The sequence below is a fragment of the Streptomyces sp. NPDC001868 genome, assembly GCF_040297125.1.
Lineage (GTDB): Bacteria > Actinomycetota > Actinomycetes > Streptomycetales > Streptomycetaceae > Streptomyces.
The window spans coordinates 56,188-68,353 of record NZ_JBEOYO010000035.1 but is presented as its reverse complement, the minus strand read 5'-3'; the positions used below and the strand labels follow the sequence as shown (position 1 = coordinate 68,353).

Here is a 12,166-nt window from a genome sequence, read left to right as displayed (position 1 = left end):
CTCGTCGTGTGCCGTCAGCCCGTCAGCGCCTCCACCCGCCGCATGACCTCCTTGCAGAAGGCGCCCACCCCGTCCGGGTCGTCGATGAACTGGTTCGGCTTGACGCAGAAGGTGGTGAACCCCTGCTCCAGCTGCTCCGGTATCGAGGCCAGGGCCGCGCCGAGGTCCGCCGGGGCCCGGTCGTCGGGGAAGACCGCCTGGGTGCCGCCGATCATCTCCAGGGCGGCGGCGTCCCGTCCGGCGGCGGTCATCGCCTCGTCGAGCGCCTTCAGGTCCTCGGGGGTCGGCCGCCCGAGCGGGTGGAAGCCGTGACCGTACCTGACCAGCCGGCGCAGTACGGGACCGTGCAGGCGCTGCCCGCCGAACCACAGCCTCGGGCCCTCGGGGCGGTACGCCTTGGGCTCGAAGTAGACGTCCTGGAACGGGTAGTGCTCGCTGTCGTGGGAGATCGGGGACGGTCCCCAGGCCTTCGCCCAGACCTCCAGGTGCTCGTCGAGCAGTTTGCCGCGGCGGCCGAAGGGCACGCCGAGCGCGTCGTACTCGTCCTTGCTCCAGCTGACCGTGGGCTGCACCAACAGCCGGCCCTCGCTGAGCAGATCGAGGGTGCCGAGTTCCCGGGCCATCAGCAGGGGGTGGCGCAGCGGGGCGAGGACGGCCGCGGCGGCCAGTCGCAGCCGCTCGGTGACGGAGGCGATGGAGGCGAGGAGGAGCAGCGAGTTGGGCCAGGGGGTGTAGGGGTCCTGATTGCCGGGGAGGGCGTAGTCGCGGGGGTTGCCCATGATGCCGTCGGCGGCGGCGTCGGGGCCGAGCACGATGTGTTCGCTGACCATGACGGAGTCGAACCCGGCGTCCTCGGCCTCGCGTGCCCACCGTACGGCGGCGGGCAGGTCGGCCCGGCCGCCGGTGAGTGTCCAGTTCTCGCTGAGGACCAGCAGCATGCGGGGGGTGGTGCTCATGGTGGATTCCCTCTCCTCCATACAATTTGACGCCGAATGACCGAACCATCGACCTGCCCGAACCATCGATACGAGGAGCTCCCGTGCCCGGCCAGCGATCCATCACCGAAGCCGAGAAGCTCGCCGCGGCGAAACTGGGAGACGTCCCCATCCGCCGCGACCAGATGGCGGCGGTGGCGAACATCTACCGGGCCGCCTCCGCGGTGCGGCAGCACCTGGAGAACTCCGTGCTGCGGGGCTCCGACCTCACCTGGACGGCCTTCGTGGTGCTGTGGGTGGTGTGGGTGTGGGGCGAGTCCGAGACCCGGCACGTGGCGGAGGAGGCGGGTATCTCCAAGGGCACGCTCACGGGGGTGGCCCGGACGCTGGAGTCGCGCGGGCTGGTGCGGCGGGCGGACCATCCGACGGACGGCCGGCTGGTGCTGCTGGCGCTCACGGACAAGGGCGAGGAGCTGATGCGGCGGGTGTTTCCCGCGTTCAACGAGGAGGAGGCCTTCGTCACCGGGCAGCTCAGCGACACGGAGTGCCGGAGCCTCGCGGAGGGGCTGCGCAGTGTCGTGCTCCAGGTCGAGGAGCACGGCGAGGAGCGTCGCCGCACCCTGCTGAACGGCGCCGAGCCCGCGCCCCGTCGCAGCGGTCGGCGCCCGAAGGCCTGACGCCACTCCCGAACCTCATTTCGTTTGGGTTCAAATAAAATAAGCGGGCGTCGGACCACGGTCAAGGGCCGCCTGCGACCGGACCGCGCGCGAGCCGTCGGGCATCGGTCATGCGGGCATCGGTCATGCGAGCCGTCGGGCATGGGTAGCGCGAGCCGTCGGGCATCGGTAATTCGTTTGCGGGTGCCGAGCGCCCGGCCCGAGGATCTGCCCATGTTCATCGACGACGCCTTCCTGCCGCTGACCCCCGCCACCGCCTCGCCGGTGCGGGGGCAGCAGCGGTCCGGCCGACCGTGGGGACCGACACCGCCCCGGTCGTGACGGCCGCGCTCGTCGCGGGGCTCCTCGCCGGCTATGGCATCGCCATCCCCGTCGGAGCCGTCGCGACCTACCTGGTCTCCCTCACCGCCCGGACCTCCCTGCGCACCGGGGCCTGCGCCGCGCTCGGCGTCGCGACGGCCGACGGACTGTACGCCCTGCTCGCCGCCCTCGGCGGTACGGCCCTCGCGGCGGCCCTGCAACCGGTGCTGACACCCCTGCGGTGGGCCTCCGCCCTGGTACTCCTCGCGCTGGCGGTGCGCGGCGCGGTCACCGCGCTGCGTCAGTACCGCACCCGGCTGCTCACCACCCGCCCGCAGCAGGACCCGGTGAGCCCGGCACGCGCCTACGCCGCGCTCCTGGGGATCACCCTGCTGAACCCCACCACGGTCGTCTACTTCGCCGCCCTCGTGCTCGGCAGCCGCGCCACCGACGCCGTGCGCCCCCTGGAACAGGCGGTGTTCGTCCTGGCCGCCTTCCTCGCCTCCGCTAGCTGGCAGCTGCTGCTCGCGAGCGGCGGCGCCCTGCTCGGCCGGACGCTGACCGGCCACCGGGGTCGGCTGGTCACCGGCCTGCTGTCGAGTGCCGTGATCGCGGTACTGGCGGTGATCATGCTGGCACCGGCGGGCACGGCCCCGGGCTGAGTGTCCTCAGGGGACAAGTCCCGTGCGGGCGTGGCCCGATGAGGATGATTCCGGGAGGGGCCGGTGTTGAATGCGGGGGACAGTTCTGTAAGCGAGAGCAAGGGACGGCTGCCATGCCACTTGAGGGCGAATACGTGCCCAGCCCGACGCAGTGGGTGCGTGAGCAGGTCGAGTTGTACGAGAGCTCGGGCGGCACGCAGGGGACGACATTGATGGACACCGGTCTGCCGGTCATCGTGCTCACCACGCGCGGCGCGAAGAGCGGGAAGATCCGCAAGACACCGCTGATGCGGGTGGAGCACGACGGGAAGTACGCGGTCGTGGCGTCGCTGGGCGGCGCGCCCAAGCACCCGGTCTGGTACCACAACATCAAGTCCGACCCGCATGTCGAGCTCCAGGACGGGCCCGCCCGGCAGGACCTGACCGCGCGCGAGGTCACCGGGGACGAGAAGGCCGAGTGGTGGGACCGGGCGGTCGCCGCGTATCCGCCGTACGCGGACTACCAGAAGAAGACCGACCGGGACATCCCCGTCTTCGTGCTGGAGCCGACGAAGGGGTGACGACGCGTCGGCGGTAGCGCGTGTCGCGGGTGCCGGGAAGCCCGGAGAAAGATCTTCGACGCGTCGCGCATGAACCCCCGCGCACCGGGCACCCGAGTCTCAGGCCCCGCCGCGTTCCCCCGTCGCGGCGGGGCTTTCCCCTGCCCGCTCCCCGGGCCCCGTCTTCTCCGTCACGTCGAGGAAGATCTGGTCGGCCTCCGGGACCACATGGGCGATGGAGGCCTTGATACGGACGGCGACCTCCTCGACCTCCTCGCTGTCGAGGCCGGGCACGAGGTCGACGCGGGCCGCCACCAGGGTGGAGTCCAGGCCGAGTCGCATGGTGAGCAGGGCCTCGACGGTGTCGATCTCGGGCTGCGCCTCCAGCAGCGCGCGGATCCTCCGGCTGTGCTCGTCGTCGGCGGCGACCCCGATGAGCTGTTCGCGGGCGTCCCGGCCGAGCCGGTAGGCGACGTACACGAGCAGCGCCCCGATCGCGAACGAGGCGGACGCCTCCCAGATCACCTGCCCCGTCACCATGTGCAGGGCCATCCCGCCGATCGCGAGGGTCACGCCGAGCACCGCCGTGCCGTCCTCGGCGACGACCGTACGCAGCGCCGGGTCCCGCATCCCCTCGGCGACGCCGCCCTGTCGGCGCACCTGGTGCAGGGCGCGCAGCAGTGAGGCGCCCTCGGCGAGGAGGGCGACGACGAGGACGGCGATGCCGGCGACATAGCCGTCGTAGGACTCCTCGCTGGTGACCGTCAGGGCGTGGAACGCCTGGTAGAAGGAGAAGCAGCCGCCCATCACGAAGATGCCGACGGCGGCGAGCAGGGACCAGAAGAAGCGCTCCTTGCCGTAGCCGAAGGGGTGCCGTCGGTCGGCGGGGCGGCGGCTGCGGCGCAGCGCGGCGAGGAGGAAGACCTCGTTCAGGCTGTCGGCGACCGAGTGCGCGGCCTCCGACAGGAGGGCGGGCGACCCGGCGAGGAGTCCGCCGACGGTCTTGGCGACGGCGATCAGGAGGTTGGCGCCGAGGGCGACGAGGACGGTGACCCGGGTCCTGCGGTCCTCCCGCGCCTTGCCCTCTTCACGGGTCTCCGGTTCCTCGAAACCCGCCCCGCCCCGCTCGTCCGCCGTCTCGGTGTCCACTGGTGTGCTCGTCACTTTCGCCGACTGCCCCGACCGGCCGCCCTCACACCGTGGCTGTCGCGGAAATCGGGGAACTCTCATCAGGGCATACGTATCCGGACGGACCGGGAGGGACGGGCGGCATGAGTGTCGGCGAGGGCAACGAGGCGTACGGCAGGAAGGCGTTCAAGCGGTCCAGGAGCCACTTCGCGGACCGGATCACGGCCGACGGCCGGGACGGCTGGCCCGTGGAGGCGGGCCGCTACCGGCTGGTGGTCAGCCGGGCCTGCCCCTGGGCGAGCCGGGCGGTGATCTCGCGACGCCTGCTGGGCCTGGAGGACGCCCTGTCGATGGCCGTCACCGATCCGATCCAGGACGACCGCAGCTGGCGGTTCACACTGGACCCGGACGGCCGTGACCCGGTGCTCGGCATCCGGTTCCTGAAGGAGGCGTACGACGCGCGGGAGAGCGACTACCCGGGCGGGGTCAGTGTCCCGGCGGTCGTGGACGTGCCGAGCGGCGAGCTGGTCACCAACGACTACCAGCGGATCACCCTGGACCTCGCCACCGAGTGGACGGACCTGCACCGCGAGGGCGCGCCGGACCTGTATCCGGCGGCCCTGCGGGACGAGATCGACACGGTGATGGCCGAGGTCTACGAGGACGTCAACAACGGGGTGTACCGGGCGGGCTTCGCCACGGGCCAGGAGGAGTACGAGGAGGCCTGCGCCGGCGTGTTCCGGCGCCTTGAGGCGCTGTCGGAGCGGCTCGCCGGGCAGCGGTACCTGGTCGGGGAGACGATCACGGAGGCGGACATCCGGCTCTTCACGACACTGGTGCGTTTCGACCCCGTCTACCACGGTCACTTCAAGTGCAACCGCTGGAAGCTGGCGGAGGACCGGGTGCTGTGGGCGTACGCCCGTGATCTGTTCCAGACCCCCGGATTCGGCGACACCGTCGACTTCGACCACATCAAGCGGCACTACTACCAGGTGCACACGGGCATCAACCCGACCGCCGTGGTGCCGCTGGGGCCCGATCTGGCGGGCTGGCTCACGCCCCATGGGCGCGAGGACCTGGGCGGCGTCCCGTTCGGCGACGGCACACCGCCGGGGCCGGTGCCCGCCGCCGAGGCCGTTGCCCCGCAGGGCCGCCCCTGACCGGGCGGCCACACGACGCGAAGGAGGAAGACGAGATGTCCAAGAAGAAGAAGCTCCCCCTCGCCTATCAGCCCCTGGGCTTCGCCCTCGGCTGGGCGGGCGGTGCGCTGGCCTCGCTGGCGTTCCGCAAGACCTGGAAGCTGATCCGGCACGAGGACGACGCGCCCGACGCGCTGGACCGGGACCGCGGCTGGGGCGAGGTGCTCCTCGCGGCGGCCGTGCAGGGCGCGATCTTCGCGGTCGTGCGCAGCGCGGTGGACCGCACCGGCGCCAAGGCCATCGAACGGTCCACCGGGGTGTGGCCGGCCGCCGAGAAGGGAGGCCGGGACTGACGTACGGGGCCTGTCCGGCGGCCCGGGTGCCGGGCCGCCGGACAGGCCCCGAGCGCCCTAGCCCTGCTTCGGGGCCGTGGGGTGTTCGCGGCGCAGGGTGAAGGAGTGGCCGGCCGGGTCGGAGTAACCGCGCTCCTCGAACGGGCCGCTCGCGTCCTTGGTGTCCACCGGCCGTCCGCCGAGGGAGACGATCAGCCGCTCCACCTCGTCCAGGTCGTCGACGTAGAAGTCCAGATGGGCCTGGAGGGAGTTCTCGGGGCGGGGCCAGCTGGGCGGGGTGGCGTTGACGTCCCGGCGGAACGCCATACGGGCACCGCAGGCGCCCTGGATCTCGACGCGGTTGGCCGTCGCGTCCGTCTCCTCGGCGTCGAGCAGTTCCTTGTAGAACGCCGCGAGTTTCTCCGGCTCGGCGCAGTCCAGCACCACGAGGCCCGCCTGTACCAGTGCCATGTCTCCTCCGTACGGATACCGGGCGCGGGGGAAGGTCCGCCGCCGCCCATACGCTCCCCGGGTACCCGCCGGCTACAGGTTCAGCCGCAGCGTGAGGGCCTGGGGCCGGAACGACTCCCGCTCGTAGAAGCGGATGCCGTCCGCGTTGGCCGCCGAGGCGGTCACCTCCGCGTGCGCCGCGCCCTGTTCGCGCGCCCACGCCAGGAAGACGTCGACCAGCCGGGCGCCGACCCGGGCGCTCCGGTGCTCGGGCCGGACGTAGAGCGCCATGAGGGTGGCCGAGCCGACGGGGCGCATGGCGGAGGGGCCGGACATCAGCCCGGACAGATGGCCCACCACCTGTCCGTCGTGCAGGGCGGCCAGCAGCAGCCGGCCGGGGTCCTGGAGGGCGGCGGTGAACGCCTCGGCGCCGTACCGGCGCGGCCAGTCCACGTTCAGGCTGGGATCCCGCTCCCCGCCGTCCTCGGCGAACAGCAGGGAGCTGGAAACGACGATCCCCGGTACGTCCTCGGCGCGGGCGCGCCGCACGATCACCTCTCGCTCACTCATGGACGGGAACCTAACGGCAGGGTCTGACAACGCGCCGGCGACGGTCCCCGGCCCACCGAGTGGACTTCCTGGACAGTCGTCCAGCTATAGTGGACACCTGTCCAAGAAGTGTGCGAAGCATCGATCGAGTGAGTGACGGAGTCTGTTGACCATGGAGATCCTGGCGAACGTGCTGGTCGCGCTGGTGGCGGCGCTGCACGCGTACATCCTCGTGATGGAGATGTTCCTGTGGCAGAAGAAGCCCGGGATGTCCTTCCACGGGCTGGACGCGGAGATGGCGAAGCGGACGGCGGCGATGGCCGCCAACCAGGGGCTCTACAACGGCTTCCTCGCCGCCGGCCTGGTGTGGGGCCTGATCGCCGGTGACCCGACCGGGTACCGGGTCCAGATCTTCTTCCTCGCCTGTGTGATCGTCGCCGGTGTGTACGGCGCCGCCACCGCCAACCGCCGCATCCTGGTCGCCCAGGCGCTCCCCGGCGCGCTCGCCCTGGCCGCCGTCCTCGTCGCGGGATGACCCCGGAGGACCCCCGGGCCACGGAGGACCCCCGGGCCGCCCGCACCCGGGCCAGGCTGCGGGAAGCGCTGCTCGACGAGTGCGCCCGGCACCCGCTGCACGAGGTCAGTGTGGCCGCGCTGGTCCGCAGGGCGGGGGTCGGCCGGGCCACGTTCTATGTGCACTACCCGGACCTGGAGGCGCTGGCCGTCGACGCCTGCGCCGATGTCGTACGGGAGGCCGTGGAGGCGCTGCACGCCTGGCGCGGGCGCCCCGACCCGGTGCGGGCGCCGGCGGCGCTGCCGGAGTTCTTCGCCGGGCTCGCCCCGCACGCGGCCCTGTACCGCGCACTGCTGGCGCCCGGTGGCGGTGGGCCGCTCGGCCGGGTCCTGCACCGGGACCTGCGCGCCTACAGCCTCCGCGAACGCGAGCTGGCGGGGGCCGCGGACGCCCCGCTGGTGGCCTCCGCCGTGGCGGCCACCTTCGCGGGGGTCCTCGCCGACTGGCTGCACGGCCTCCTCGACGGCACCCCGCAGGAGATCGCCGACCAGGCATGGCAGCTGCTGGTGGCACTGCACCGCAGCCGCTGAGCGCGCCGTCGGCTCAGGCGCAGCCCCGGCCCTTCGCCACCTCGGGCCAGACCTCGACCCCGTCGGGCGTGCGGACGTACACCTTCGACGGGTCGCGGTCGACGCGCCACAGTGCCCGGTCCCCGTGGCGGTACCCGGTGTCGCGCGCGTGCACGGGCATGGGGACGTCGCCGTCGTAGGCGGAGGTCAGCATGCCGTCGGGCAGGACGCCGTCGGGGTCGCGGCCGTAGAGCCGGCCCTTCCCGTCCGCGTCGTCGCCCGTGGACAGGAAATGGGCCTTCTGCCAGTCGCAGTGCTCCGGGCCCGCGGAGGTGTGCACCTCGGTGATCGGCACCCGGTCGCCGTCCCGGTCGGTCCAGACCTCGTACCACTGGTCGTCCGTGAAGCTCGCCGGCAGTTCGGCAGGGTCGCAGGAGGCGCTGGTCTCCGGCCCCCAGCCGGGGCTGTCCTTCCGGTCCTTGGCCACGATCACCGCGACCTTGGTCCGGCCGTCGACGTCGTACGAGAACAGGACCCGGTCCTTCTCCTCGCGCTCCAGACGGTAGCCCTCCCGGGGGACGTCGGGCACCTCGATGTCGAAGTACGCCTCCAGTCCCTCCTCGGGGGTGTCACCGCCGTCGTTCTCACCCCAGCCGCCCGGCCCACCACCGCCCTCGTAGATCTCGCCGTCGCACTCCAGCGCCCGGCCGGCCGCGCCCGATTCCGCCCTGACGGCCTCGACGCCGTCCTCGTCGACCTCCCGGTGCGGCACGTACAGCGGTCCGTCGTACGGCGTCGCCGGTGCCGTCCCGGTCACCACGGGGCCGCCCCCGCTCCCGGTCCCGCACCCCACCGCCGCGACGGCCGTCAGGACCGCCGTCGCCGCGAGTCCCCTGCGCATCTCCACCCCCGTGTCCGCTCACGCACTCCGTGTCCCTCCTTCGACGCCGGAGGGGCTCAGGACGTTCGACAGCCCTGTGGGTGACCCGCAGCAGCAGGTCACCCACAGAGCCGAGGTCACGTGGGGAGTGACGTGACCCGGAGGGAGATGGCTTGTCAGAACGTCAGGACGGGCTTGATGGCCTTGCCACCGCTCATGTCGGCGACCGCCTGGTCGATGTCCTCGAACTTGTAGCGGCTGATCAGCCGGTCGAGCGGGAGCTTGCCGTCCTTGACCAGCTGGACGAGGACCGGGATGGCGGTCTGGATCTCGTTGTCGCCGAGGGTGAGGCCGACGACCCGCTTGCCGCCGAGCATGCCGTTGACGTCGAGGGAGACCTCGGTGCCGAACGGCGGGGCGCCGACGATGACGAGGGTGCCGCGCGCGGCGAGGGCGTCGACGCCCTTGCGGAGCACGAAGACGCTGCCGGTGGTCTCGACGACACCGTCGGCGCCCCGGCCGCCGGTGATCTCCATGATCGCCTCGGCGATGTCGGCGACCTCACCGCCGTTCACCGTGTGCGTGGCGCCCAGTTCCTTGGCCAGCTCCAGACGCTCGGCGACCTTGTCGACGGCGATGACCGTGGTCGCGGGGGTGAGAGCCGCAGCCATCACGGCGGAGAGACCGACCGCTCCGGCGCCGAGGACGACGACCGTGCTGCCCGCGCGGGGCTCCAGCACGTTCCAGACGGCGCCGACACCGGTCTGGACGCCGCAGCCGAGCGGGGCGATGGAGTCCAGCGGTACGTCCGGGTCGACCTTGACGAGGCCGCGCTCGTCGACCAGGGCGCGCTCGGCGAACGAGGACTGGCCGAAGAAGTGGCCGCCGAGGTCCTGGCCGTCGCGGCTGATGGTGCTGGTGCCGTCGGCGCGGCGGCCGCCGAGCAGGTTCAGCGGGAGCCAGGTGGCGCAGTACGCCGGGTGTCCGTCACGGCAGTTCTGACAGCCGCCGCAGGACGTGAAGGACAGGACGACATGGTCGCCGGGCGCGACCGAGGTGACGCCCGGGCCGACGGCCTCGACGACACCGGCGCCCTCGTGGCCCAGGACCCCGGGGAGCGGGAAGGGCAGCGCGCCGGTGGCGACGGTGAGGTCGGTGTGGCAGAGCCCGGCGGCGACCATCCGGACCAGGGCCTCGCCCGGTCCCGGCTGGTCGAGGACGACCTCGGAGAGGGTGAAGGGCGCGCCTCCGGACTCGACCACTGCGGCACGTGTGGTGGTGGACATGCTCAAACTCCTTGTTTGTCCGTGAGCCTCCGGAGCGGGCCCGAGGCTCACAAGTGATCCCGGGGAGGCGCTCAGTCGAGCGAGACGACGACGGACTTGACCTTGGTGTAGGACTCCAGGGCCTCGGGGCCGTACTCGCGGCCGAAGCCGGAGGCCTTCACACCGCCGAAGGGGACGGCGGGGTCGAGCATCGGCCAGTCGTTGACCCAGACGATGCCGGCCTGGAGGCGGTCGGCGACGCGGTGGGCGCGGGTGAGGTCGGTGGTCTGGATGCCGGAGGCCAGGCCGTACGGCGTGGAGTTGGCCAGCTCGACGGCCTCGTCCTCGGAGTCGAAGGGCTGCACGGTGAGGACCGGCCCGAAGACCTCCTCCTGGACGACCCGGGAGTCGTTGGTGAGGTCGGCGATGACGGTGGGCTTGTAGTAGTAGCCGCCGTTCAGGTCGAGGCGCTCGCCGCCGCAGACGATCCGGCCGCCCTCCTTGCGGGCCAGCTCGACGTACTCCTCGACCTTCTTCAGGTGCCGCTCGCCGGCCATCGGGCCGATGACCGTCTCGGGCTGCCGGGGGTCGCCGATGGGTACGCCGGGCACGGCGTCGGCGAGGATGCCGACCACGGTGTCGTGGACCGAACGGGCGACCAGCAGCCGGGGGCCGCCCATGCAGAACTGGCCGGTGTTGAAGACGAAGCCCTTGATGATGGCGCCGATGGCCTTCTCAATGTCGGCGTCCTCGAAGACGATGTGCGCCGCGTTGCCGCCCAGCTCCATCGTGACCTGCTTCAGACCCTCGCCGGCGACGCTCGCCGCGTGCCGGCCGGTCGCGGTGGACCCGGTGAAGGCGATCTTGTCGACGCCGGGGTTGCGCAGCAGTGCCTCGCCCGCGACCGGGCCCGTGCCGGTGACCACGTTGTAGACGCCGTCCGGGACGCCGGCCTCCTTCAGCAGGCCCGCCATGTAGAGGGCGCTGAGCGGGGTCTCCTCGGCCGGCTTGTGCACGACCGTGTTGCCGGCGGCGAGCGCGGGGGCGATCTTGGAGCCGGCCAGGATCAGCGGGAAGTTGAACGGGGTGATCGCGCCGACCACACCGATCGGGCCGCGCTTGGTGTAGGCGAGGCGGTTGAGCGGGACGTCACGGGCGGAGCCGTCCAGGGACCAGGCGAGGGAGGCGTAGTACTCGTAGTCGTTGGCCGCGTTCGTCACGTCGACGGCCTGGGCCAGCATGATGGGCTTGCCGACGTCACGGCTCTCGATGGCCGCGATCTCGTCGGCGTTCTCCCGGATCAGCTGGGCGACGCGGTGCAGGATCCGGCCGCGCTCACGGCCGCTCAGTCCGGACCAGGCGCCGTTGTCGAACGCCTCGCGGGCGGCCCGCACGGCGGCGTCGACATCGGCGGCGCCGGCCTCCGCGACCGTCGTGACCACCTGGCCCGTGGACGGGTCGATCACGTCGGCGCGTGCCCCGTCAGTCGCCTCAAGCCACTGCCCACCGATGAACAGCCGCCCGGGCCCGCTCTCGAAGGTGGTCGTCATTGCCCACTCCTCAGCCTTGATCTCAGCCTGATGCAGTCTTGATCGCCAAGACTTCAACCAACAGGATTCCTGTTGGTTCGCAGTTTCATTACACACAGGTTTCCTGTCAATGCCTTACGCTGACCTCATGGTCGGCACCAAGGCACCCCCCTCCCTCCTCTACATGGTCAAGCAGGTCGAGCTCGTTGTCCGCTCGCACCTGGACGACCTGGTGAAGCCGGCCGGGATCACGGCCCTGCAGTACACGTCCCTCACGGTCCTGGAGCGGCACGACGGACTCTCGGCCGCCCAGCTCGCCCGCGACTCGTTCGTCACGGCCCAGTCCATCGCGGATCTCGTACGGAGCCTGGAGAACCGCGGCCTCGTGCGCCGGGAGCGCAACCCGCGCAACCGGCGCGAGCTGCTGATCCTGCTGACCGACGAGGCGCGCGAGCTGCTCGCCCGCTATGCCGAGCCCATGCGTGACCTGGAGGAACGCATGATCAGCGACCTCACCGCGCACCAGGCGGACCAGTTCCGTCAGGCACTGTCCAAGGCATGGCACGCCCTGTCGTAGGGGGATCTGCGCAAAACTCCGGACGGATTGCCGGAGAAATCGAAGACATATGTCAATCGAACATGCTGAAATTCACCCTGACGGGGGTAACTTGCAGGGCGGGGACGGGTTTTGCCCTCAT

General features: G+C 71.7%; 15 protein-coding genes. 8 read left to right on the top strand and 7 right to left on the bottom strand.

The window, feature by feature from the left end; translation table 11 throughout:
• Positions 1-14: 14 nt before the first annotated feature.
• Positions 15-956, bottom strand: a complete 942-nt coding sequence (locus tag ABT147_RS32025; RefSeq protein ID WP_351412658.1) for an LLM class flavin-dependent oxidoreductase — start codon at positions 954-956, stop codon at positions 15-17.
• 83 nt (positions 957-1,039) lie between these two features.
• Between ABT147_RS32025 and ABT147_RS32020 the strand changes: the two genes are divergently transcribed.
• From ABT147_RS32020 to ABT147_RS32010, 3 genes are all read left to right on the top strand, one after another.
• Positions 1,040-1,612, top strand: coding sequence for a MarR family winged helix-turn-helix transcriptional regulator (locus ABT147_RS32020; RefSeq protein WP_351412656.1), 573 nt, complete (start codon positions 1,040-1,042; stop codon positions 1,610-1,612).
• Between the two features lie 317 nt (positions 1,613-1,929).
• Positions 1,930-2,574 (top strand): LysE family transporter, encoded by a 645-nt coding sequence (locus ABT147_RS32015; protein ID WP_502983195.1) that lies wholly within the window; start codon positions 1,930-1,932, stop codon positions 2,572-2,574.
• A gap of 113 nt (positions 2,575-2,687) precedes the next feature.
• A complete protein-coding gene (locus tag ABT147_RS32010) occupies positions 2,688-3,134 on the top strand; it encodes a nitroreductase family deazaflavin-dependent oxidoreductase (RefSeq protein WP_351412652.1) in 447 nt (148 codons plus the stop codon).
• Positions 3,135-3,233: 99 nt separating this feature from the next.
• Here the strand turns inward: ABT147_RS32010 and ABT147_RS32005 are convergent, their stop codons facing one another.
• Positions 3,234-4,277, bottom strand: coding sequence for a cation diffusion facilitator family transporter (locus ABT147_RS32005; RefSeq protein WP_351412650.1), 1,044 nt, complete (start codon positions 4,275-4,277; stop codon positions 3,234-3,236).
• 107 nt (positions 4,278-4,384) lie between these two features.
• Between ABT147_RS32005 and ABT147_RS32000 the strand changes: the two genes are divergently transcribed.
• Positions 4,385-5,401 carry a glutathione S-transferase family protein gene (locus tag ABT147_RS32000; protein WP_351412649.1) on the top strand — a complete coding sequence of 339 codons (1,017 nt, stop codon included), beginning with the start codon at positions 4,385-4,387 and terminating at the stop codon, positions 5,399-5,401.
• A gap of 35 nt (positions 5,402-5,436) precedes the next feature.
• Positions 5,437-5,733, top strand: a complete 297-nt coding sequence (locus tag ABT147_RS31995) for a DUF4235 domain-containing protein (protein ID WP_351412647.1) — start codon at positions 5,437-5,439, stop codon at positions 5,731-5,733.
• A gap of 57 nt (positions 5,734-5,790) precedes the next feature.
• On the opposite strand, the gene ABT147_RS31990 is transcribed toward ABT147_RS31995, so the two are convergent.
• Together ABT147_RS31990 and ABT147_RS31985 are read right to left on the bottom strand one after the other, a co-directional pair.
• Entirely contained in the window at positions 5,791-6,183 is a 393-nt protein-coding gene (locus tag ABT147_RS31990) for a VOC family protein (RefSeq protein WP_351412645.1), read from the bottom strand.
• 72 nt (positions 6,184-6,255) lie between these two features.
• A complete protein-coding gene (locus tag ABT147_RS31985) occupies positions 6,256-6,732 on the bottom strand; it encodes a GNAT family N-acetyltransferase (protein WP_351412643.1) in 477 nt (158 codons plus the stop codon).
• A 151-nt stretch (positions 6,733-6,883) separates the two neighbouring features.
• On the opposite strand from ABT147_RS31985, the gene ABT147_RS31980 reads away from it, so the two are divergent.
• Together ABT147_RS31980 and ABT147_RS31975 are read left to right on the top strand one after the other, a co-directional pair.
• Positions 6,884-7,246 carry a DUF1304 domain-containing protein gene (locus ABT147_RS31980; protein ID WP_351412641.1) on the top strand — a complete coding sequence of 121 codons (363 nt, stop codon included), beginning with the start codon at positions 6,884-6,886 and terminating at the stop codon, positions 7,244-7,246.
• Positions 7,243-7,815: a TetR/AcrR family transcriptional regulator gene (locus tag ABT147_RS31975; RefSeq protein WP_351412639.1), complete on the top strand. Its 573-nt coding sequence runs from the start codon at positions 7,243-7,245 to the stop codon at positions 7,813-7,815. Before ABT147_RS31980 ends, ABT147_RS31975 begins: the two co-directional genes overlap by 4 nt.
• A gap of 13 nt (positions 7,816-7,828) precedes the next feature.
• Here ABT147_RS31975 and ABT147_RS31970 read toward each other — a convergent pair whose 3' ends face one another.
• From ABT147_RS31970 to ABT147_RS31960, 3 genes are all read right to left on the bottom strand, one after another.
• Positions 7,829-8,695 (bottom strand): hypothetical protein, encoded by an 867-nt coding sequence (locus ABT147_RS31970; protein WP_351412638.1) that lies wholly within the window; start codon positions 8,693-8,695, stop codon positions 7,829-7,831.
• Positions 8,696-8,850: 155 nt separating this feature from the next.
• The gene (locus tag ABT147_RS31965) at positions 8,851-9,960 is read right to left on the bottom strand and encodes an NAD(P)-dependent alcohol dehydrogenase (protein ID WP_351412636.1); all 1,110 of its coding nucleotides are present in this window, start codon (positions 9,958-9,960) and stop codon (positions 8,851-8,853) included.
• 71 nt (positions 9,961-10,031) lie between these two features.
• Positions 10,032-11,489, bottom strand: coding sequence for an aldehyde dehydrogenase family protein (locus tag ABT147_RS31960; RefSeq protein WP_351412634.1), 1,458 nt, complete (start codon positions 11,487-11,489; stop codon positions 10,032-10,034).
• A gap of 127 nt (positions 11,490-11,616) precedes the next feature.
• Here ABT147_RS31960 and ABT147_RS31955 point away from each other — a divergent pair, with 127 nt between their 5' ends.
• The gene (locus ABT147_RS31955) at positions 11,617-12,045 is read left to right on the top strand and encodes a MarR family winged helix-turn-helix transcriptional regulator (protein WP_351412632.1); all 429 of its coding nucleotides are present in this window, start codon (positions 11,617-11,619) and stop codon (positions 12,043-12,045) included.
• The last annotated feature ends 121 nt before the right edge of the window (positions 12,046-12,166 follow it).

What these genes read in the sequence shown, in the direction of transcription:
- ABT147_RS32025 (WP_351412658.1), bottom strand. Translation starts at nt 956, where the DNA reads ATGAGCACCACCCCCCGCATGCTGCTGGTCCTCAGCGAGAACTGGACA.
- ABT147_RS32010 (WP_351412652.1), top strand. Translation starts at nt 2,688, where the DNA reads ATGCCACTTGAGGGCGAATACGTGCCCAGCCCGACGCAGTGGGTGCGT.
- ABT147_RS32000 (WP_351412649.1), top strand. Translation starts at nt 4,385, where the DNA reads ATGAGTGTCGGCGAGGGCAACGAGGCGTACGGCAGGAAGGCGTTCAAG.
- ABT147_RS31995 (WP_351412647.1), top strand. Translation starts at nt 5,437, where the DNA reads ATGTCCAAGAAGAAGAAGCTCCCCCTCGCCTATCAGCCCCTGGGCTTC.
- ABT147_RS31990 (WP_351412645.1), bottom strand. Translation starts at nt 6,183, where the DNA reads ATGGCACTGGTACAGGCGGGCCTCGTGGTGCTGGACTGCGCCGAGCCG.
- ABT147_RS31985 (WP_351412643.1), bottom strand. Translation starts at nt 6,732, where the DNA reads ATGAGTGAGCGAGAGGTGATCGTGCGGCGCGCCCGCGCCGAGGACGTA.
- ABT147_RS31980 (WP_351412641.1), top strand. Translation starts at nt 6,884, where the DNA reads ATGGAGATCCTGGCGAACGTGCTGGTCGCGCTGGTGGCGGCGCTGCAC.
- ABT147_RS31975 (WP_351412639.1), top strand. Translation starts at nt 7,243, where the DNA reads ATGACCCCGGAGGACCCCCGGGCCACGGAGGACCCCCGGGCCGCCCGC.
- ABT147_RS31970 (WP_351412638.1), bottom strand. Translation starts at nt 8,695, where the DNA reads ATGCGCAGGGGACTCGCGGCGACGGCGGTCCTGACGGCCGTCGCGGCG.
- ABT147_RS31965 (WP_351412636.1), bottom strand. Translation starts at nt 9,960, where the DNA reads ATGTCCACCACCACACGTGCCGCAGTGGTCGAGTCCGGAGGCGCGCCC.
- ABT147_RS31960 (WP_351412634.1), bottom strand. Translation starts at nt 11,489, where the DNA reads ATGACGACCACCTTCGAGAGCGGGCCCGGGCGGCTGTTCATCGGTGGG.
- ABT147_RS31955 (WP_351412632.1), top strand. Translation starts at nt 11,617, where the DNA reads ATGGTCGGCACCAAGGCACCCCCCTCCCTCCTCTACATGGTCAAGCAG.